We start from the raw sequence: 19,028 nt of genomic DNA, 5'->3' as shown, positions 1-19,028 counted from the left end.
AAAACTCTTCAGGTCGATTACAATACCGCCATCTAAAAGGCAGCTGCCTTTATCTGCAAGCAAATAGAGTGGATTTTCTTCTTCATGGCAATCAAACTTGCAATTAATGGTTTTGGTCGAATTGGGCGCAACATCGTCCGTGCTCTGTATGAGTCTGGGCTTGAAGATCAAATCAAAATTGTCGCTATTAACGAATTAGCCGACCCTAAGGGCATTGCCCATCTCCTTAAATACGATACATCTCATGGCCGCTTTTCATTTCCAGTTAATCTTGGCGAAGATACTTTAACGGTTGCTAACGACTCTATAGCCTTATTTGCAGAAGAAAACCCTGCAGAACTGCCATGGCAAACGCTTGATGTTGATGTGGTTCTTGAATGTACTGGGGTGTATCACTCTCGTGAACATGCAGAACTACACTTAGCTGCTGGTGCAAAAAAAGTATTGTTTTCGCAGCCTGCAGATGCTGATGTCGATGCCACAATTGTGTATGGTATTAACGATGATGAGCTAAAAGCTGAACATACGATTGTTTCAAACGGTTCATGTACCACAAACTGTATTGTGCCAGTGATTAAAGTGCTGGATGACGCATTTTCGATTGAATCTGGGGCTATTACAACGATTCATGCCTCGATGCATGATCAGCAAGTGATTGATGCGTATCATCATGATTTACGCCGCACTCGTGCTGCAAGCCAATCTATTATTCCGGTAGATACAAAGCTTGCTCGTGGTATTGAGCGTATTTTGCCTAAGTTTCATAGTCGCTTTGAAGCCATTGCTGTTAGGGTACCCACTATCAACGTGACGGCGATGGATTTAAGTGTAACAGTGAATACCGATGTGAATTTAGCGACTGTCAATCAAGCACTTAAGTTAGCTGCAAAAGACCGCCTTGACGGTATTTTAAGTTACACTGAAGAGCCATTGGTATCGGTAGATTTTAATCATGACCCACATTCTTGTATCATAGATGGCACTCAGACACGTGTTAGTCATAAACGACTGATAAAGTTGTTAGTGTGGTGCGATAATGAGTGGGGCTTTGCGAATCGTATGCTCGACACTGCGCGTGCGATGATGGCTGTAAGCCAATAATTTATAAATATAATATTAGTATCGTTAACTAAGGAGAAGTCCATGTCGGTCATTAAAATGGCAGATTTAGATTTAAACGGCAAACGCGTGTTAATTCGTGAAGATTTAAATGTGCCTGTAAAAGAAGGTAAAGTGACCTCTGATGCGCGTATTCGTGCAGCATTACCAACTATCAAATTAGCGTTAGAAAAAGGCGCTAAAGTAATGGTGATGTCACACCTTGGCCGCCCTACGGAAGGGGAATATGATGAAGCGTTTTCACTTGCCCCTGTGGTTAATTATTTAAATGATGCCCTTGAGCAAACAGTTCGTCTTGAAAAAGACTACCTAGAAGGCGTAGACGTTGCTGATAACGAAGTGGTTGTTTTCGAAAACGTGCGTTTTAACGCTGGCGAAAAGAAAAACGACGAAGCATTGTCTAAAAAACTAGCTGCATTATGTGATGTTTACGTAATGGACGCATTTGGTACGGCTCACCGTGCACAAGCATCGACTCACGGTGTGGGTTTATTTGCTGATGTTGCATGTGCAGGTCCACTACTTGCGGCAGAGTTAGACGCACTAGGTAAAGCGCTTGATAACCCAGCTCGTCCTTTAGTTGCTATCGTTGGTGGCTCTAAAGTATCGACTAAGTTAACTGTACTTGATTCACTTTCTAAAGTGGTTGACCAACTTGTAACAGGTGGTGGTATCGCTAATACCTTCATCGCAGCAGCAGGTCACCCAGTAGGTAAGTCTTTATTTGAAGCTGATTTAATTGATGAAGCAAATAAATTAAGTGCGGCAGCAAAAGCTAATAACGGTGAAATCCCGGTACCAACTGATGTTGTTGTAGGTAATGAGTTCTCAGAATCTGCAGTGGCAACACTAAAAGATGTGAATGAAGTAACAGACGAAGACATGATCTTCGATATTGGTCCTGATACAGCAAACCAATTAGCAAAACTCATTGCTAATGCAGGCACCGTTGTATGGAATGGTCCAGTAGGTGTATTTGAATTTGACCAATTTGGCAACGGCACACGTGCTATTGCTGATGCGATTGCTAACTCAAGTGCATTCTCGATTGCTGGTGGCGGTGATACGCTTGCAGCGATTGATAAATACGGCATTGCCGATAAAGTTTCTTACATTTCAACCGGTGGTGGTGCTTTCCTTGAATTTTTAGAAGGGAAAAAATTACCAGCAGTTGCTATGCTTGAAGAACGTGCTAAGTAATTAGTGCGTATGCCAGCGTAGTTATTAGGTAATTACGCTGGTTTAGCTGTTAATAAAATACCTCTCACCCTCGTTTTATTTACAGCTGTTACGGTAGGCGCGAGCTTTTCGTGATGCAGTGATGCATCAAAAAATAACTTATCCGTTCAAACTAGATAGTAGGAAACTACTGTCGATACAATTTGGAGAATACCAAATGGCTTTAATCAGTATGCGACAACTTCTTGATCATGCAGCTGAAAATGGTTACGGCGTACCTGCTTTTAACGTTAATAACCAAGAGCAAATGCGCGCAATTATGGAAGCGGCTGACAAAACAAACAGCCCGGTAATTGTACAAGGTTCAGCAGGCGCGCGTGCCTATGCTGGTGCCCCTTTTATTCGTCATATGATTTTAGCTGCCGTTGAAGAATGGCCACATATTCCAGTCGTAATGCACCAAGACCACGGTACTTCACCAGGTGTATGTCAGCGTTCAATCCAGTTAGGCTTTTCATCAGTTATGATGGATGGCTCATTAATGTCTGATGGTAAAACTCCTTCAAGTTATGAATACAATGTTGATGTTACTCGTCAAACTGTTGAAATGGCACATGCTTGTGGTGTGTCTGTAGAAGGCGAGTTAGGTGTTTTAGGTTCACTTGAAACAGGTGAAGCAGGTGAAGAGGACGGCGTGGGTGCAGAAGGTAAATTATCTACTGATCAAATGCTAACAGATCCTGAAGAAGCCGCTGATTTCGTTCGTAAAACTCAAGTTGATGCACTTGCTATTGCTTGTGGTACATCACATGGTGCGTACAAATTCACGCGTCCACCAACAGACGATATCTTAGCGATTGATCGCATCAAAGAGATCCACGCGCGTATTCCTAACACGCACTTGGTAATGCATGGTTCGTCTTCAGTGCCACAAGAGTGGTTAGAAGTGATCAACCAATACGGTGGTGAAATCCCTGAAACCTATGGTGTGCCAGTAGAGCAAATCATCGAAGGTATTAAATACGGTGTTCGTAAAGTAAATATCGATACCGATCTTCGTTTAGCATCTACAGGTGCAATTCGTCGCCACTTAGCTTTAAACCCAGCTAACTTCGATCCACGTAAATACTTAGCTGAAGCAACGAAAGCAATGACTGAGATCTGTGTTGCTCGCTACGAAGCGTTTGGTACGGCAGGCCAAGCTGGTAAGATCAAGCCTATCTCTTTAGATGATATGCACCTTAAATACTTATCGGGTGAACTTGATCCACAAATCAAGTAATTGATAATAAGTTGAAAAAGCCGGCTTGCATGCCGGTTTTTTATTGCCTTGATCAAGACGGATCAGCGATTTACTTACTCGTGTTTTTCAGGATCAGTGTTTTACTAACCTTCGCTTTCACGGATCATTATTTTACTAGTTTCGCACTGATCATATGCTTTTCTTTGCTCAGCTTTTAAACTAAATACTGATCCCCTTAACATTAAATCAACAAGTTATCTTATTCTCTAAGTAAAATACTGATCTCAGGCTGATCAACTTAGTAAAAACCTGATCCTGATCTGATTTGGTTAGTAGATCAGTGATCCGTGATTTTTGTGTGAAATATAGCCACCTTGCCTTGACCAAAAGCCCTTTATGTTCGATTTTTAAGTTACTGCTTAAATTAAGGATCGCTACCATGAACAAACCTGCCATGATGTTGTCGAGCTTTGCAATGTGCTTTATTTCTTTTCATAGTGTTGCCGAAGCTGTAGATGTGTATGGTCGGGCCCATTTAGGGGTTGCTAATAGCGACACTGGCGATGGCAGCGAAACGTCTATTGAGAGCTACAGTTCACGTATGGGTATTAAAGGCAGTGGTGAAATAAGTGATGGATTAAAAGCTGTATATAAGTTTGAATTTGCAGTAAATGCGGCTGATCAAGATAGCGATGGTAAAACAGAAGAGAATATTACCGCTCGAAACCAATATGTTGGTCTTCAAGGCAGTTATGGGCAGGTAGTACTTGGTCGACATGATACAGCGTTAAAAGTATCGCAGGGTAAAATTGATTTAATGAACGACTTTAATGGTGATGTTAAAGCCTTATTTAATGGCGAAAATCGCCTTGGCGATGTGGTTCATTATAGCTCGCCAATTGTCGGCAATATGCAATTTGTGGTCACCTATATTGCTGAAGATAATTCTAAACAAGATGAAGAAACCGGCGTTTCTACGGCCTTTATGTATGGTGATAGTAAATTTAAAAGAGCGCCTTACTTTGTCAGTGTTGCCCACGACAGTAAAGTAGCCGGTTATGATACAACACGGTTTACGGCGCAAGGTAAATTAGGTGATTTAACCTTAGGTGGTATGTATCAACAAAGCGAAAAAATAGCTGGTTCTGATAAAGAAGATGGCTTTTTGGTAAGTGCATCCTACAAAATAGATAAATATAAGTTATTGGCGCAATACCAAGATACTGATGGTAACTTCGGTAAGTTAAAAGATTCGGGGAGTGGTACCTCTGTTGGCGTTGAACGAAGCCTGTCAAAACAAGCACGTATGTACATGTGGTATACGCAGTTTTCACTAGATAATAATGCTGATGAAGATCACTTGGCAGTCACTTTAAGGTATGACTTTTAATCCGAAATTTACTATTAAAGCGTAAAAAATGGCTATTTTTGCATTGATTTTTTTGCGCTTTTTGAATTACTCGTTAGACTTTCATAAAAATGTCATACTTAGTCATAATAATGAAACCAGTTCGCTAACGAAAGAGATAAATTGGAATGTCACGTAAAGTACTAGTCGTCGATGACGAAGCGCCTATCAGAGAGATGCTGGTTTTTGTTCTAGAGCAAAATGGTTTTCAAGCAATTGAAGCAGAAGATTATGACTCTGCAATTGAAGCTATGGTAGAACCATACCCAGATATGGTTTTATTAGATTGGATGTTACCAGGTGGTAGCGGTATTCAAATTGCGAAAAAATTTAAGCAAAACGAATACACTCGTCAAATTCCTATCATCATGCTAACAGCTCGCGGTGAAGAAGAAGACAAAGTACGCGGTCTTGAAGTAGGTGCTGATGATTACGTAACAAAACCATTTTCTCCTAAAGAATTAATGGCGCGCATTAAAGCGGTTATTCGCCGTGTTTCACCAACCTCATTAGAAGAAGCCATTGAAGTTCATGGTTTACGCCTTGATCCAATCTCACACCGTGTAACATCAGAAGGGAGTGAATTAGATATGGGTCCTACTGAATTTAGATTACTCCATTTCTTCATGACGCATCCAGAACGTGTTTACAGCCGTGAACAATTACTTGATCATGTATGGGGAACAAATGTATATGTAGAAGACCGTACAGTTGATGTACATATTCGTCGTCTACGTAAAGCGATTGCACCATTAGGGCATGACCGTTTAGTACAAACCGTTCGCGGTGCAGGCTATCGTTTTTCAAGTAAATTATAAGTGTCATAGCAATGACCTTAACAAGCTAATTTACATACTTAAGGTAAAGTGAGTGTATGTATCGAGTAGTGAATAAACAGGCGTTAGCAAAACGCCTGTTTATGTATTTCTTACCTTTGTTATTAGTTGGCGTACTTGTAGGTGCGCCTTTTTTGCTTTTATTTTTAGGCTCTTTTGCACTGCTAATTTGGCATTATCATCAATTATATCGCCTCAGCGATTGGCTTCTTAATCAACGTAGTTTCAACCCACCCGAAGGGGAGGGAGCGTGGGAGCAAGTCTTTGAAGGGATCTATCACTTACAACATCGAAACCGTAAAAAACGTAATGAACTTGCAGACTTAATACGCCGCTTTCGTGATGGCGCCGAGGCTGTGCCTGATGCGGTAGTGGTTTTACAAAAAGATCTCAGCATCATTTGGTGTAACCAATTGGCTTTAAAGGTTTTAGGGTTACAGTGGCCTACCGATCATGGGCAACGCTTAGATAATCTTATTCGCGATCCTAAGTTTGCAAAGTACATGCATAAAGCCTGTTTCGATGAACCGCTCGAGCTTGATGGTGGCCACAGCTACGATCAAACCTTAGAGTTTCGTGTTATGCCCTATGCAAGTTCACAGTTGATGATGGTGGTGCGTGATGTTACTCGCTTAAAGCAACTTGAGCAGATGCGTAAAGATTTTGTGGCCAATGTTTCTCATGAGCTGAGAACACCACTTACAGTGGTAACCGGTTACTTAGAAATGCTTGATTCAGATAGCTTACCACCTCCTGCTATGTGGCAAAAAGCGCAAACTACCATGCTTGAACAATGTAAGCGCATGGACAGTCTGGTTAATCAATTATTATCGTTGTCGCGTATTGAGGGAGCACGTCGTCAAGATAACGATAAGCCTGTCAATGTGCCGCAGCTACTTACCTATATTCAAACCGAAGCACAGTCATTAAACCAAGATAAAGGCCATGAGCTTATTTTTAATGTTGATGCGAGTTTAGACATTAAAGGGGCTGAAGACGAATTACGAAGTGCCTTTTCTAACCTTGTTTTTAATGCCATTCATTACACCAAGCCCGGTGGCAAGATTGTGGTTGATTGGCAGCTTAAAAATAACCAAGCCGCGTTTAGTGTGACCGATAATGGTGATGGTATTGCTGCTGAACATATTAACCGTTTAACGGAACGTTTTTATCGTGTTGATAAAGCGCGTAGCCGCACTACAGGTGGGTCAGGATTAGGTTTAGCGATTACAAAACATGTACTTACAAGGCATGACAGTCGTTTAGATATCAGCAGTAAATTAGGCCAAGGCTCGACCTTTGCGTTTGCATTTGGTAGCGAAAAAGTCGTGCGTTTAACAGATAATATTAAAAAAACTGCAAAGTCATAAAAATGTCATTTAAGGGTAATCTAACTGTCATCTAGTGTCATTAGAGTAGACCGCAGTTAGGAAATGGGACGAACAAATCGGAGTAACCCCTATGAAATTCAAAAATCTCGTTGCCGCAATGGGTGTGGCTGTAACAACATTTGTATCAGCACAAGCAGCTGCAGTTGATAAAGATATGCCTGAGTACACTAAAGTAAGTGGTATCTCTGGTAACTTCTCATCTGTAGGTTCTGACACGCTTGCAAACATGATGACGTTCTGGGCAGAAGAGTACAAGCGCTTCTATCCAAACGTAAACATTCAAATCCAAGCAGCGGGTTCTTCAACTGCTCCTCCAGCATTAACTGAAGGGACAGCAAACTTCGGCCCAATGAGCCGTCGTATGAAGTCAAAAGAAATTGAAGCATTCGAAAAGCGTTACGGCTACAAGCCAACTGAAGTACGCGTTGCAATCGATGCTCTTGCTGTATTCGTACACAAAGATAACCCAATCAAAGGTTTACGTATTGACCAAGTTGATGCGATTTTCTCTTCAACACGTAAATGTGGTGCTGATGCACAGGTTAATCGTTGGAGCGAAGTAGGTCTTGAGGGCGATTGGGCAGCAAAAGATATCCAGCTTTACGGTCGTAACTCAGTATCGGGTACTTACGGTTACTTCAAGAAGAAAGCACTTTGTAAAGGTGACTTCCGTAACAACGTAAACGAACAACCTGGTTCTGCATCTGTAGTACAGTCAATCTCTTCTTCAGTGAACGCGATTGGTTACTCAGGTATCGGTTATAAAACATCAGGTGTACGTACGGTTCCACTTTCTAAGAAAGGCGACAACTTTGTTGATGCAACATTAGAAAACGTAGCAACAGGTAAATACCCACTATCTCGTTTCTTATACGTTTACGTGAACAAGCACCCTAACAAGCCGCTTTCACCAATCGATGCAGAGTTCTTAAAAATGGTTCTTTCTGTAGACGGTCAAAAAATTGTTGAGAAAGATGGTTATGTGCCACTTTCAGGTAAAATGGCAATGGCTGAACTTAAAAAGCTAGGCCTTCTGTAACAACCATACAGACATAGACGAAAAAACCGCTCAGTGAGCGGTTTTTTTTCGTTTAGCTTTTAGCAAATAATTTTGCCTTAATGCGTTGCTGAGCAAGACGTACTTGCTTACGCTTTTTACCCGAGGGAGCCTTAAAGCTTTGAATTGGCATTACCGTTGGGTATTCATTAGGTAGTGCAGGTACACTAAAGTCAGCGTGCTCATCCTTAGGTAAACCAATTTCTTGTTGATGTACACGAAGTGCCGCTAAGGTATCATCGTTTTCAACTTCACTTGGACATAAGAATAAGCCCATTTTACGCATTTTCACACCTAAGCCGATGCTGCTTGAGTAACGTACAATTGGCGCTGCTAAAATAAGGCCCACTAAAATAGGTGATAACCACCAAAAGAAGGTCGGTGTGTAATAGTAAGCAACCGAGCCCCAAATAATCGCGGTAATAGTCGAAAATAACGTATAACCAATCGCTTCCTTCCACGGTACCATTCTACCTTCACGAGGCTGTGCATCCCAGCTCACTTTTTTACCTAAAAATACGCACACGACAAAATAGCTATGAAACACCATCATTAGCGGCGCAATTACAATGGCAAAAACCGTTTCGATGAGTGAACCTGCAATTAGCTTCATCGTGCCACCAAAGGCTTTATTACGGTGTACTAAAGTCACAATAATACCCATTAATTTGGGTAGTAACAGTAATACGGCAGTAATGAATAACAACGAATCAATTAGATCCGTTTTGGCAATTTGCCAGGTTGGGAAAAGCTGATAAGCATGGTTAAAGTATACGTCGCTATTAAGAGCACGAGTCACTGCATCTAAGGTACTTAATGCCAGCATAGATAACCAAATTAACGATGAAATATACGCTGTGGCACCAAATAAAAAGTGCATTTTACTCATTAGCTTAAGGCCAGATTTAGGCAATAAACCTAAATGCTGGATATTTCCTTGCACCCATCGTCTATCTCGAATTGCGTAATCGAGAATGTTACTTGGCACTTCTTCGTAGCTACCTTCAACATCACTCAGCAGTAACACATCCCAGCCACTACGGTGTAGCAGTGAGGCTTCAACAAAGTCATGACTTAAGATTTCACCGCCAAATGGGGCATTGCCTTTTAAAACTGGCAGGCCGCAGCATTTTGTAAATGCTTCAACGCGAATAATTGCATTGTGACCCCAGTAGTTTGCTTGGTTTGTTTGCCAAAAAGCAGAACCAGTTGCCAACATTGGGCTATATAAAATCGATGCAAACTGTAAAAAGCGACCAAAAAACGTGTCTTGGCGAACCGGAATAGGGATCGTCTGGATCAAACCTGATTTTGGATTGCTGATCATGCTAGAAGTCAGTTCAAGCATACATTGACCCGTCATAATGCTATCGGCATCAAGCACAATCATATGATCGTATTGGCTGCCCCAACGTTCACAAAAATCAGTTAAGTTACCTACTTTACGGTGTTTATTGTCTTCACGGCGACGATAAAAAGTATGCGCAGCTAATTCACCTAAACGCTTAGTGAGAGCATTCCATGCTTTTAGTTCATTACGTGCGATTTCAGGGTCTTGCGTATCACTAAGTAAGTAAAAATCGTAGTGTGGCATTTGTCCTGTTTTGGCCAGCGAGCGAAGACTAACCTCAAAACCGGCAATTACACGCTCTGTATCTTCGTTGTAGATAGGCATAACAATGGCTGTTTTCGTTTGGCTCAAGGCATGCTGATTAATCTCGATTGGCTTTTGACGTTTTAAGGTCAACGGGTCAATACGAAATAATTGCAAGATAAAGCCCATACAGCCACTACAAAAGGCTGTAACAATCCACGCGAAGGTAACTGTAAATAATGCCAGTAAAGCGTACTCAAGCGGTGTCATGCCGTTAGAATTTAAAATATCGAACATGATCCACACGCCATAGGCGGTAATGCTGAGCGCTAGGCTCGAAAAAAGCCAAGCGCGGGTTTTCTTAAATGGCATTGCTGTTGCTTCTAACGCTTTACTATTGGACGTCGTTTGGATACCAGACATAGCTCCATACCTCGCTGATTTCTTTATCACGTAGTTTTAACGATAAGCGCATATCAACTGGCTTATCTCCCTCTGGCGCCACTTTAAAGGCTACGCGCCATCCTTGATTGTTTGGTAACTGCTGTACCGTTTTATCGCTTATTTGCCCAGCAGAGAGTGTAAGATCCGCTTGCATGGCAAAATTAGCTGATAGTTGATTAATGGTTTCGCCACTAAAATCAACGGTAAATTGGCGGTGGCTTTTTGGTGGTGGATTGTCTTCACCAGGTAATGCTGCACTACCAATTCGAGTTCTTAACACACTCGCTTTATCTTGAGTTGCAAGCGTGGCATTGAAAGTCGAAAGCTTGTAACTAAAGCTTAAGCTGTCACCGGCTTTCATTGGCTGCTCTGGCACCCAGTAGCTAACAATATTGTCGTTGGTTTCTGTATCTGTTGGGATCTCTACTAACTCAACGCGCCCTTTACCCCAATTACCTTCTGGCTCAATCCACATACTCGGACGGTTGTGATAATGTGCTTCGGTATCAAGGTAGTTATTAAAGTCACGGTCTCGCTGTGCAAGACCAAAGCCTTTCGGGTTCTCGTAGCTAAACGAAGTGACACTTAGCTTCTTCGGGTTATTCAGTGCGCGCCAAACCCATTGACCTTGTTCTGATTGCATTAGAAGGCCGTCAGAGTCATGTACTTCAGGGCGGTAGTCGTCGAAGAACTTTGTACTGTTTTCACCGTGGTAGAACATACTTGTTAGCGGGGCAATACCAAGCTTTTTGATGTCTTTGCGGGCGAAAATTTGCATTTGAGTTTTCACTTCAGTGTTGGTCGAAGGTGTTAATTCAAAACGATAGGCGCCCGACACAGATGGGCTATCTAATAATGCGTAGAGCACGATAGTGGTATCTTCGGGTGCTGGTTTTACTAACCAGAACTCTTTGAATACAGGGAATTCTTCACCTGAACTAAGAGCAGTATCCACCGCAAGCCCTCGAGCTGACAGACCATATACTTGGTGCGGACCAACTAAACGAAAATATGAAGCACCTTGGAACACAGCCACTTCATCTTTGTACTGGTTGTTGTTCAGTGGAAAATGCAAACGAAAACCTGCATGGCCAAGTTGGGTATTGGCAATCGCGGTACTGATCTCTTGCTCTAACGGGGCAGCAGTTGCATCATAACGATAGTAATCTGTTTTAAAAGGTAAACTTTTTACTTCAGCGTTTTGTTCAAGAGTATTAATTGCAACCGGTGAACGATATAAAAAGCCTGGGTGGAACAACTGCACTTCATAAAGGCTTTGATCTTTCCAAATTGCTTGCTCAGTACGAAAACGGATTGCACGGTAGTCTTGGTAATTGATGCTTGTGAGCGCCTCAAGTTCAAGATCTTTCGGGGCTACATAAGGCTCTGAAGCGAGTTTTTTAGCACGCGCAGTGATAACATCAAATAGCTTTTCTTGGGGAATAGTGATCATCTCAGGCTTAAGCTCAACAGCAGCCTTTTCCTTTGAGGCCAGTTTTTCATTTTCGGCTGCTTGAACTTTAACGGCTGTTTGTTCTGTTTTAGTTACGTTTGATTGCTCTTGTTCTTCAATTGCGTATGTATGACCTGCGCTCATGGCTAATAATACGCCCAATAAGGTCTTCTTTTTAGCAGCACTGAAGAGCTTGGTTCGAGTTTCTGGTCTCATTCAATTTTCCTTTAGCCGTAAATCACGTTAATTCATTCATATCCCTTAGCAATTACTGAACCCAAAATAAAAACTAATAATCTCAATGACTTTGAGTTGGTGCAGTTAAATGCGAAGAGTAAAATTTTGAAATTAGTGAGAAACAATTACATGGTTGCAGTTGTTTATTCGTCACCAATATAGAGAAGTTTAATGAACGAAAGCTTGCCCTAATATGAATAGATTAAAGGGTAAACAAAAATATGAACAAAATTACCAGAGGCTTAATTATGGAAATGAAATTGTAATCGAGAAGAGAAGTGCAGGCACCGAACAGGTTTCAGTGCCCTAATAAGCGAGCTAAAAGTAAGTATTATTTAACTTCACCTAATTTTTCGGCATTAGCTTTACATTGATTATAAGCTTCAATGCACTTGTTACTACACACCTTATGAACTAAGCCATCAGCAGTGCTTTGTTGTTCACAGCTTGCCTCGCATTGGTAGTTTTGTTGAGCGCATTGTTGCATTTCTGGGTTTTCAATTTTATTTGAGCAAGCAGACAGTAATGTCATAGCAAATAATGTTGCTGCAATTGCAGGTAGTTTTTTCATGCTTATCCCTAGTTTATGTCTTTTCTTTGCAATCCATCTTACCCAGATTATTGCTATTTAATCCAGCTCAACTTGTAAATTGTCAATTAAACGTACTGAGCCCAAATAAGCAGCAGCTAAAATAACAAGTTGTTTATCAGCCGTTGTTGCAGGCTTTAATGTTGAGCGCTCTGCTACCGCATAATAGTCAGGTTTAAGGCCTGCACTTTCAAGCTGTGCTTTTGCATCAGCCTCAAGTGTAGCAATGTCTGCATTGCCTTGCTTCAGTGCTGTTGCTGTATTATTTAACGTGGCAAACAGTACTTTTGCAGTGTCTTTTTGCTCATCAGATAAATAGCCATTACGAGAGCTCATTGCTAACCCAGAGATTTCACGGCAAGTAGGTACGCCAATTATCTCTACAGGGATAGATAAATCGCGTGTCATGGTTTTAATCACTTGCAGCTGCTGAAAGTCTTTTTCGCCAAAACAGGCAAAATCAGGCTGTACTAAATTAAATAACTTAGTGACAACGGTTGCGACGCCTTTGAAGTGACTAGGGCGCGAGCCGCCACAGTAACCCATAGAAACACCCGGCACATCGACAAAGCTTTGCTCGCCTAAACCATTTGGGTAAATCGTTTCAACGGATGGTGTAAACACGATATCAGTACCGAGTTCAGCTAAACCTTGTTTATCTTCGTTAAGTGTACGTGGGTAGCTATCAAGATCTTCGTTAGCCCCAAACTGCATTGGGTTCACAAAGATACTCACAACCACTTTATCAGCCAAGGTTTTGGCTTTTTCAACCAGTGAAAAGTGACCTTGGTGTAAATTGCCCATAGTAGGCACTAGTGCAATGCTCAGGCCTGCTTGACGCCAAGCTTTGATTTGGCTGCGTAACGATTTGATTTCAGTGATTGATTGCATTTATTTAAACTCGTGTTCGGTACTTGGGAAAGCACCACTTTTTACATCTTCACAATACTTTTGCACTGCTGCTGGCATATTGCCGGTTTCTAATAAAAAATTCTTTGAAAACTTAGGAATATAGCCTGCTGAAATACCAACTAAGTCGTGCATAACTAAGATTTGCCCATCAGTTTGATTACCTGCACCAATACCAATGGTAGGAATGTTCAGCTCATCAGTAATACGTTTAGCAAGCTCGCTTGGAATACATTCTAAAACAAGTAACTGCGCACCTGCCGCCTCAAGTGCTTTCGCATCGCTAACCATTTTATCGGCTTGAGATTGCTCACGACCTTGAATTTTAAAGCCACCAAATACATGCACTGACTGAGGTGTTAAGCCTAGGTGGCCACATACTGGAATACCTTGTTGGGTCATCGCACGAATGCTGTCGTGCAGCCATTCGCCACCTTCAAGCTTGATCATGTTTGCCCCAGCACGCATCAGCTCTGCAGCATTTTTACAGGCATCAGTTGGGTTGGCATAGGTCATAAAGGGTAAGTCAGCAATTACAAATAATTCACGGCTACCTGCTCGTACGCAGCGTGTATGATAAGCAATCTCTGTGTTGGTTACTGCTAATGTGTCATCAGCACCTTGCAATACCATACCTAAAGAGTCACCAACTAAAATCACCTCGACGCCATTATCATGAAACAATTTAGCAAAACTGGCATCGTAAGCTGTTAATGCGGTGATTTTTTGTTGTTCTTGTTTCATTTTATTCAAGGTTGAAACGGTGATTTTAGACATAATTTCCTCTAAGGCTTAGCCTTGGTTGATTACTGCTGAGGGAGTTGTTGTAAATCGTTTAAAGGCAACGTTTTTGTTATATCAGCAAGTGATTGATTATTCGGTAGTACAAGTGTTGGTGCAATTTCCAACAAGGGGTAAACAACAAACTCTCGCTCTGTTAGGCCATAATGAGGCACGGTTAAGCGAGGGGTGTCTATTACGTCATTACCGAACAATAAAATATCTATATCAAGGGTACGCGGACCCCAGCGCTGTTCTTTTCTAACACGGCCATGCTCAAGCTCAATGGCTTGCGTTAAATCAAGCAACTGCTCTGGCATAAGTGCAGTTTTAACACATGCGACCGCATTTACATAATCGGGTTGATCTTGTGGCCCCATGGGTTTGCTTGCGTAATCATGGGATACACAAACAAACTCAACATCTTCTAATGCTTTTAGGGCAGCGACAGCAGCATGAATTTGTTTACGTGGCGCGTTTAAATTGGCACCTAAACCTAAATAAACGGTATGCATACTTAGTCTACTTTTTTCTTGCGTGGGCGACGACGGCGCTTAGGGCCACCTTGGTGTCCTAAATTTTTAACCATCTCTTTTTGGCCGTTGATGTCTTGGCTTAGATAGGTTGTCCACCAATCAGCAAGCTCTTTTTGCTGCTCTTCGCCAGCTTGCACACGCAAAAGTAAGAAATCATAGGCTGCCTTGAAGCGAGGCTGTTGAGTCAGCCTATAAGCACGTTGACCACCTCGTTTATCAAGACGTTGCTGAATATGCCAAATATCGCGTGCACCCAGTGTGAAGCGTTTTGGTACTGCTACATGTTGTGCGTTTTCACTCAGTACTTTGTTCATCGCTTGTGCAAATGCATCGTACTCTGAAAGTTGATCGCGTTGTTGTAATTTTTTAGCAATGCTCAGTAATGGGAACCACAAAAGGGCTGCAAAAATAAAGGCTGGAGTGACTTTTTTATCAGCATTAATACGTTTATCGGTGTTTTTAAACATTTGCAGGATAAATGTATGTTCAAAGCCTTCAGGGTTGGCATCTAAGATCTTATCAAGCGCAGGGAATAATGCTTTGAATAAACCATACTGGCGAAGCATTAAGTAGTTTTCTTCTGCTTTGCCGTTTAAGAACAACTTGAGTGATTCTTCAAACAAACGAGCTGGCGGAATATGGTCGAGTAAATTAGCAAGGCCTTTAATTGGCTTTTCGGTACCAGGTGCAATGCTCATTCCTAGTTTGGTGGCAAAACGCACTGCGCGTAACATGCGCACAGGGTCTTCACGGTAACGCGTTTCTGGGTCGCCAATCAGCTCTATTTGTTTTGCTTTTATCGCGCTAATGCCATTGGCATAGTCATAAATACAAAAGTCGTTAATTGAGTAGTAAAGTGCATTAATCGAAAAGTCACGGCGCTCGGCATCTTCTTCGATGCTGCCATAGACATTGTCGCGCAGGAGTTGGCCGTGCTCGCTTGATTGGCTAATTTGATTTTTGCTTTCTTCGGCTTCGTGATGGCCGCGCATGGTCGCCACTTCAATAATTTCTCGACCAAACACGATATGGGCTAAACGAAAACGACGACCAATTAGACGACAGTTACGAAATAGCTTTTTGATTTGCTCAGGGGTTGCGTTTGTTACAACGTCGAAGTCTTTTGGTTGTTGGCCTAACAATATATCTCGAATACAACCACCTACAAGGTAGGCATCAAAACCACCTTCTTTAAGGCGGTACAATACTTTGATTGCATTTGGGCTAAATTGTTTGCGTGAAATACCATGTTCACTGCGTTCGATCACCAAAGGTAACTCGCTCGTTGGCAAAGCATCACTTGATGTCGTGGCATTTGGGCCAATAATCTGCCGACAAAATTGAAAAAGCTTAGAAATAATAATCTGTCTCCTACGACGCGGACTTTGCGACTCATCAAGTATAGCGTTTGTTTGATACTTCGCCGATGTGAGATTGACGTGTAATCAGTGTGTATTAAATGGCGCTAAATTAAGGTGTTGATGATTCGCACACTTTGGGTCGCTATCATATACCAGCAAGGCTGAAAAATTAAGTTACTCGGCCTTTAAAATTGGCAATTTATTTTTCAATAGTAACAAAGTTACAAAAAGGAGAGTTAGGATCCTCGCTAACTTGTATTTCTTGCACCTTTGGTATGTGTTCAAGGCGGTAAGTTTCAACAGCCCAAGCTAACATCTGTTCGATACTTAACGATAATAGTGAACTTTCTGGCTTTAAACCTAAAAAACGCAAGGCATCGAACAACGCGGGCTTTGGATTTGATTTTGCTATTGCGGGGGCGTAATTTTGCTTTGATAGCTTAAAACCAGGTTTAGCTACCGCTAAAGGAAGGTGGGCGTATTCTGGGGCCGGTTTATTTAGTTGCTTAAACAAACTGAGTTGTCGTGCAGTCGGCTCGAGTAAATCAGCGCCGCGAACGACTCTTGTAATACCTTGTGCAATATCATCGGCGACTACGACCAGTTGGTAAGCAAATAAACCATCGCTGCGCTTTATTAAGTAATCTTCTTTGGCAAGTTGGTTATCAACACACACTTCACCTTGAATTAAATCATGGTAGTGGCTGGTTGCAAATTGCTGAGTTAAACGCAGTGCCGAGTCAGCTAAAGCGTGATTTTTATACTGGCAGTGGCCTTGGTATATTCCACCGATTGCTTTAATTTCTTTGCGCGTGCAATGGCATGCATAAACAAGGTTTTGTGAAATTAATTCGTCTACAATGGCTTGGTATTGCTCATGGCGATGGGTTTGGTATATGACGGGCTCGTCCCAGTGCAGGCCGTAAGCCTCTAAGGTGTGTAATATATCGTCGCTAGCACCGCTTACAACACGCGTTGTGTCGATATCTTCAATGCGTACTAACCATTTTCCTTGATTGGCTTTTGCATCAAGGAAGCTACCCACAGCCGCTATAAGTGAGCCAAAGTGTAATGGCCCTGAAGGGGATGGCGCAAAGCGGCCACGATACTCACGCAATGGCGTGTTAACGGCTGTGGTAGACATGGGCTAATTAAAGGATGTAATTAACCGCGTCCAGATTGCTTTTCTTTAATTTCCGCAAGCGTTTTACAGTCTACACATAAATCAGCTGTAGGACGCGCTTCTAGGCGGCGGATACCAATTTCGATACCACATGATTCACAGAAACCAAAATCGTCTTCTTTGATTAATTGAATCGTTTTTTCAATTTTCTTGATCAGTTTACGCTCACGGTCACGAGTACGAAGTTCTAATGAGAATTCTTCTTCTTGTGCTGCACGGTCTACTGGATCCGGAAAGTTAGCTGCTTCGTCTTGCATATGCGATTTAGTACGGTCTACTTCGTTACGTAAATCGTTACGCCAAGCTTCTAAAATTGTTTTGAAATGAGCACGTTGTGCTTCATTCATGTACTCTTCACCTGGCTGTTCTTGGTATGGTTCCAACCCGGCCTGAGCCAATAACCCTAGTCTTTTTTGGTCTGGCATAACTTTCTCCTAAATCCTTAATATTTTGCCCAGCGTTAGCCGGCGGCTATAAATAGCAGAATCATTAGATTGAGGCAAATTTATTTTTAATTAATCCTCTTGACCTTGTGCTAATGATTGCTCAAATAATTATGGGCGGTTTTGTAAGCCCTTAACTACTCGTCATTTTTCTAAATTTGCTAAGTTATATGGGCAAAAAAAAATAATACAACTTAAATAGTATATAAAGCTAAAAACTTTTTTGGCGTGGTTTTGTACCAACGCTTAAAGGCGCGTTGTAGAGCGCTTTGTTCAGAAAAGCCTAACTTGTTGCTAATTTCCAGTGCAGATAGGCCTTTTAGCAGCATCTCTTTTGCAAGCAGTTTTCGTTGCTGATCAATGAGTTTTGAAAAACTAAGTTGTTGATTTGAAAGGTGGCGTTGTAAAGTGCGTTTTTTAATGTTGAGTTTAATTGATGCTTGATCAAGGGTGGGTATATGAGGCAATTGGGTATTAATGAAATTAACTAACTGCGAGGCATAATCATGCTGTGATACAGCTGTATCGACTTGAGATAATAAAATGTTTTCAAGCTCGGGGTTAGGAGATTGCAATCGACATTTAAGAATCGATTTACTAAAAATAAGAGAGTTTGAGTTAGCTGAAAACTCAATAGGGCAATTAAAAACCTGTTTATAAACAGTTAAACTTTCTGGGGTTGGGGTGGGTCTAGTCAACTGTACTTTTTCAAGGCTAACATCGGCATGATTGTGACAACAGTGCTTAGCAAATGAAAGCCAACTGCTAAATAATTCATCTACCATGTAATGCTGTATGTTACTTTGAGCATGCCAGCTTAGACGACAAAACTCGTCTTCAGAAACGAGTTCAATGTGACCAATATTTCGTATTGTTTTGCTTAATCTCTGTGCATGCTCCAGTGCTTTTTCTAAGTTTTTACTCACTAATGCAACATGACCTAGTAGCCCCCAATTTTGTGCTTTTAAAGAGTTGCCAAACTCCAGCCCAATATGCTCTTGTTGTAATATTTTATCGCCATAGTGCATGAGTGACTCATAGTCAGCGATAGGAAAGCGGGCGCTTACATCGTCCAAATCTTTCAGTCGTTCACCGAGCAAAGCTTCAATTTGTTTGCTACACATGCCTTGGCGTTCTAAAAAAAATACAAGTGAGCGAATTATCTGGCAACTGATATAAAACATAGGTCATTCATAGTTATTATTATTTTAATAGAAGTAACGCTGCATTAGTTGGCGCGCAAAGTCAATTTTTTGCGTGAAAGGT

The 19,028-nt window shown here is 41.6% G+C and carries 17 protein-coding genes; 7 read left to right on the top strand and 10 right to left on the bottom strand.

Features of this window, described 5'->3' with window-relative positions; translation table 11 throughout:
- The first annotated feature begins 84 nt into the window (after positions 1-84).
- From epd to CWC02_RS03160, 7 genes are all read left to right on the top strand, one after another.
- On the top strand, positions 85-1,101 hold the full coding sequence (gene epd, locus CWC02_RS03190) for an erythrose-4-phosphate dehydrogenase (protein WP_054551164.1): 1,017 nt from the start codon (positions 85-87) through the stop codon (positions 1,099-1,101).
- A 42-nt stretch (positions 1,102-1,143) separates the two neighbouring features.
- Positions 1,144-2,319: a phosphoglycerate kinase gene (locus tag CWC02_RS03185; RefSeq protein WP_138616396.1), complete on the top strand. Its 1,176-nt coding sequence runs from the start codon at positions 1,144-1,146 to the stop codon at positions 2,317-2,319.
- Between the two features lie 196 nt (positions 2,320-2,515).
- On the top strand, positions 2,516-3,580 hold the full coding sequence (gene fba / locus CWC02_RS03180) for a class II fructose-bisphosphate aldolase (protein WP_054551166.1): 1,065 nt from the start codon (positions 2,516-2,518) through the stop codon (positions 3,578-3,580).
- Positions 3,581-3,980: 400 nt separating this feature from the next.
- Positions 3,981-4,931 (top strand): porin, encoded by a 951-nt coding sequence (locus CWC02_RS03175; protein ID WP_138616394.1) that lies wholly within the window; start codon positions 3,981-3,983, stop codon positions 4,929-4,931.
- A gap of 146 nt (positions 4,932-5,077) precedes the next feature.
- Positions 5,078-5,767: a phosphate regulon transcriptional regulator PhoB gene (phoB, locus tag CWC02_RS03170; RefSeq protein WP_054551169.1), complete on the top strand. Its 690-nt coding sequence runs from the start codon at positions 5,078-5,080 to the stop codon at positions 5,765-5,767.
- A 56-nt stretch (positions 5,768-5,823) separates the two neighbouring features.
- Positions 5,824-7,155 carry a phosphate regulon sensor histidine kinase PhoR gene (gene phoR, locus CWC02_RS03165; protein ID WP_138616392.1) on the top strand — a complete coding sequence of 444 codons (1,332 nt, stop codon included), beginning with the start codon at positions 5,824-5,826 and terminating at the stop codon, positions 7,153-7,155.
- A 91-nt stretch (positions 7,156-7,246) separates the two neighbouring features.
- Entirely contained in the window at positions 7,247-8,215 is a 969-nt protein-coding gene (locus tag CWC02_RS03160) for a PstS family phosphate ABC transporter substrate-binding protein (protein ID WP_054551171.1), read from the top strand.
- Between the two features lie 52 nt (positions 8,216-8,267).
- On the opposite strand, the gene mdoH is transcribed toward CWC02_RS03160, so the two are convergent.
- The 10 genes from mdoH to CWC02_RS03110 form a co-directional block, all read right to left on the bottom strand.
- Positions 8,268-10,250 (bottom strand): glucans biosynthesis glucosyltransferase MdoH, encoded by a 1,983-nt coding sequence (gene mdoH, locus CWC02_RS03155; protein WP_138616390.1) that lies wholly within the window; start codon positions 10,248-10,250, stop codon positions 8,268-8,270.
- On the bottom strand, positions 10,222-11,940 hold the full coding sequence (locus tag CWC02_RS03150) for an OpgD/OpgG family glucan biosynthesis protein (protein WP_054551173.1): 1,719 nt from the start codon (positions 11,938-11,940) through the stop codon (positions 10,222-10,224). The genes mdoH and CWC02_RS03150 overlap by 29 nt, the downstream gene beginning before the upstream one ends.
- A 352-nt stretch (positions 11,941-12,292) precedes the next feature.
- Entirely contained in the window at positions 12,293-12,493 is a 201-nt protein-coding gene (locus CWC02_RS03145; protein WP_370625252.1) for a hypothetical protein, read from the bottom strand.
- 96 nt (positions 12,494-12,589) lie between these two features.
- The gene (panC, locus tag CWC02_RS03140) at positions 12,590-13,441 is read right to left on the bottom strand and encodes a pantoate--beta-alanine ligase (RefSeq protein ID WP_138616387.1); all 852 of its coding nucleotides are present in this window, start codon (positions 13,439-13,441) and stop codon (positions 12,590-12,592) included.
- The gene (panB, locus tag CWC02_RS03135) at positions 13,442-14,236 is read right to left on the bottom strand and encodes a 3-methyl-2-oxobutanoate hydroxymethyltransferase (RefSeq protein ID WP_054551176.1); all 795 of its coding nucleotides are present in this window, start codon (positions 14,234-14,236) and stop codon (positions 13,442-13,444) included.
- 29 nt (positions 14,237-14,265) lie between these two features.
- Positions 14,266-14,754, bottom strand: coding sequence for a 2-amino-4-hydroxy-6-hydroxymethyldihydropteridine diphosphokinase (folK, locus tag CWC02_RS03130; RefSeq protein ID WP_054551177.1), 489 nt, complete (start codon positions 14,752-14,754; stop codon positions 14,266-14,268).
- A gap of 2 nt (positions 14,755-14,756) precedes the next feature.
- A complete protein-coding gene (gene pcnB, locus CWC02_RS03125) occupies positions 14,757-16,043 on the bottom strand; it encodes a polynucleotide adenylyltransferase PcnB (RefSeq protein ID WP_235373295.1) in 1,287 nt (428 codons plus the stop codon).
- Positions 16,044-16,335: 292 nt separating this feature from the next.
- A complete protein-coding gene (gene gluQRS, locus CWC02_RS03120; RefSeq protein WP_138616385.1) occupies positions 16,336-17,280 on the bottom strand; it encodes a tRNA glutamyl-Q(34) synthetase GluQRS in 945 nt (314 codons plus the stop codon).
- 20 nt (positions 17,281-17,300) lie between these two features.
- Positions 17,301-17,744, bottom strand: a complete 444-nt coding sequence (gene dksA, locus CWC02_RS03115; RefSeq protein ID WP_054551179.1) for an RNA polymerase-binding protein DksA — start codon at positions 17,742-17,744, stop codon at positions 17,301-17,303.
- A 212-nt stretch (positions 17,745-17,956) separates the two neighbouring features.
- On the bottom strand, positions 17,957-18,946 hold the full coding sequence (locus CWC02_RS03110) for an AraC family transcriptional regulator (RefSeq protein ID WP_138616383.1): 990 nt from the start codon (positions 18,944-18,946) through the stop codon (positions 17,957-17,959).
- Between the last annotated feature and the right edge of the window lie 82 nt (positions 18,947-19,028).

It is taken from the genome of Pseudoalteromonas sp. S2721 (assembly GCF_005887425.1).
Lineage (GTDB): Bacteria > Pseudomonadota > Gammaproteobacteria > Enterobacterales > Alteromonadaceae > Pseudoalteromonas > Pseudoalteromonas simplex.
This window is presented reverse-complemented; position numbering and strand designations above follow the sequence as displayed.

Excerpts from the sequence above, each read along its gene's own strand:
- epd (WP_054551164.1), top strand. The coding sequence starts at position 85 with ATGGCAATCAAACTTGCAATTAATGGTTTTGGTCGAATTGGGCGCAAC.
- CWC02_RS03185 (WP_138616396.1), top strand. The coding sequence starts at position 1,144 with ATGTCGGTCATTAAAATGGCAGATTTAGATTTAAACGGCAAACGCGTG.
- fba (WP_054551166.1), top strand. The coding sequence starts at position 2,516 with ATGGCTTTAATCAGTATGCGACAACTTCTTGATCATGCAGCTGAAAAT.
- CWC02_RS03175 (WP_138616394.1), top strand. The coding sequence starts at position 3,981 with ATGAACAAACCTGCCATGATGTTGTCGAGCTTTGCAATGTGCTTTATT.
- phoB (WP_054551169.1), top strand. The coding sequence starts at position 5,078 with ATGTCACGTAAAGTACTAGTCGTCGATGACGAAGCGCCTATCAGAGAG.
- phoR (WP_138616392.1), top strand. The coding sequence starts at position 5,824 with ATGTATCGAGTAGTGAATAAACAGGCGTTAGCAAAACGCCTGTTTATG.
- CWC02_RS03160 (WP_054551171.1), top strand. The coding sequence starts at position 7,247 with ATGAAATTCAAAAATCTCGTTGCCGCAATGGGTGTGGCTGTAACAACA.
- mdoH (WP_138616390.1), bottom strand. The coding sequence starts at position 10,250 with ATGTCTGGTATCCAAACGACGTCCAATAGTAAAGCGTTAGAAGCAACA.
- CWC02_RS03150 (WP_054551173.1), bottom strand. The coding sequence starts at position 11,940 with ATGAGACCAGAAACTCGAACCAAGCTCTTCAGTGCTGCTAAAAAGAAG.
- CWC02_RS03145 (WP_370625252.1), bottom strand. The coding sequence starts at position 12,493 with ATGACATTACTGTCTGCTTGCTCAAATAAAATTGAAAACCCAGAAATG.
- panC (WP_138616387.1), bottom strand. The coding sequence starts at position 13,441 with ATGCAATCAATCACTGAAATCAAATCGTTACGCAGCCAAATCAAAGCT.
- panB (WP_054551176.1), bottom strand. The coding sequence starts at position 14,236 with ATGTCTAAAATCACCGTTTCAACCTTGAATAAAATGAAACAAGAACAA.
- folK (WP_054551177.1), bottom strand. The coding sequence starts at position 14,754 with ATGCATACCGTTTATTTAGGTTTAGGTGCCAATTTAAACGCGCCACGT.
- gluQRS (WP_138616385.1), bottom strand. The coding sequence starts at position 17,280 with ATGTCTACCACAGCCGTTAACACGCCATTGCGTGAGTATCGTGGCCGC.
- dksA (WP_054551179.1), bottom strand. The coding sequence starts at position 17,744 with ATGCCAGACCAAAAAAGACTAGGGTTATTGGCTCAGGCCGGGTTGGAA.
- CWC02_RS03110 (WP_138616383.1), bottom strand. The coding sequence starts at position 18,946 with ATGTTTTATATCAGTTGCCAGATAATTCGCTCACTTGTATTTTTTTTA.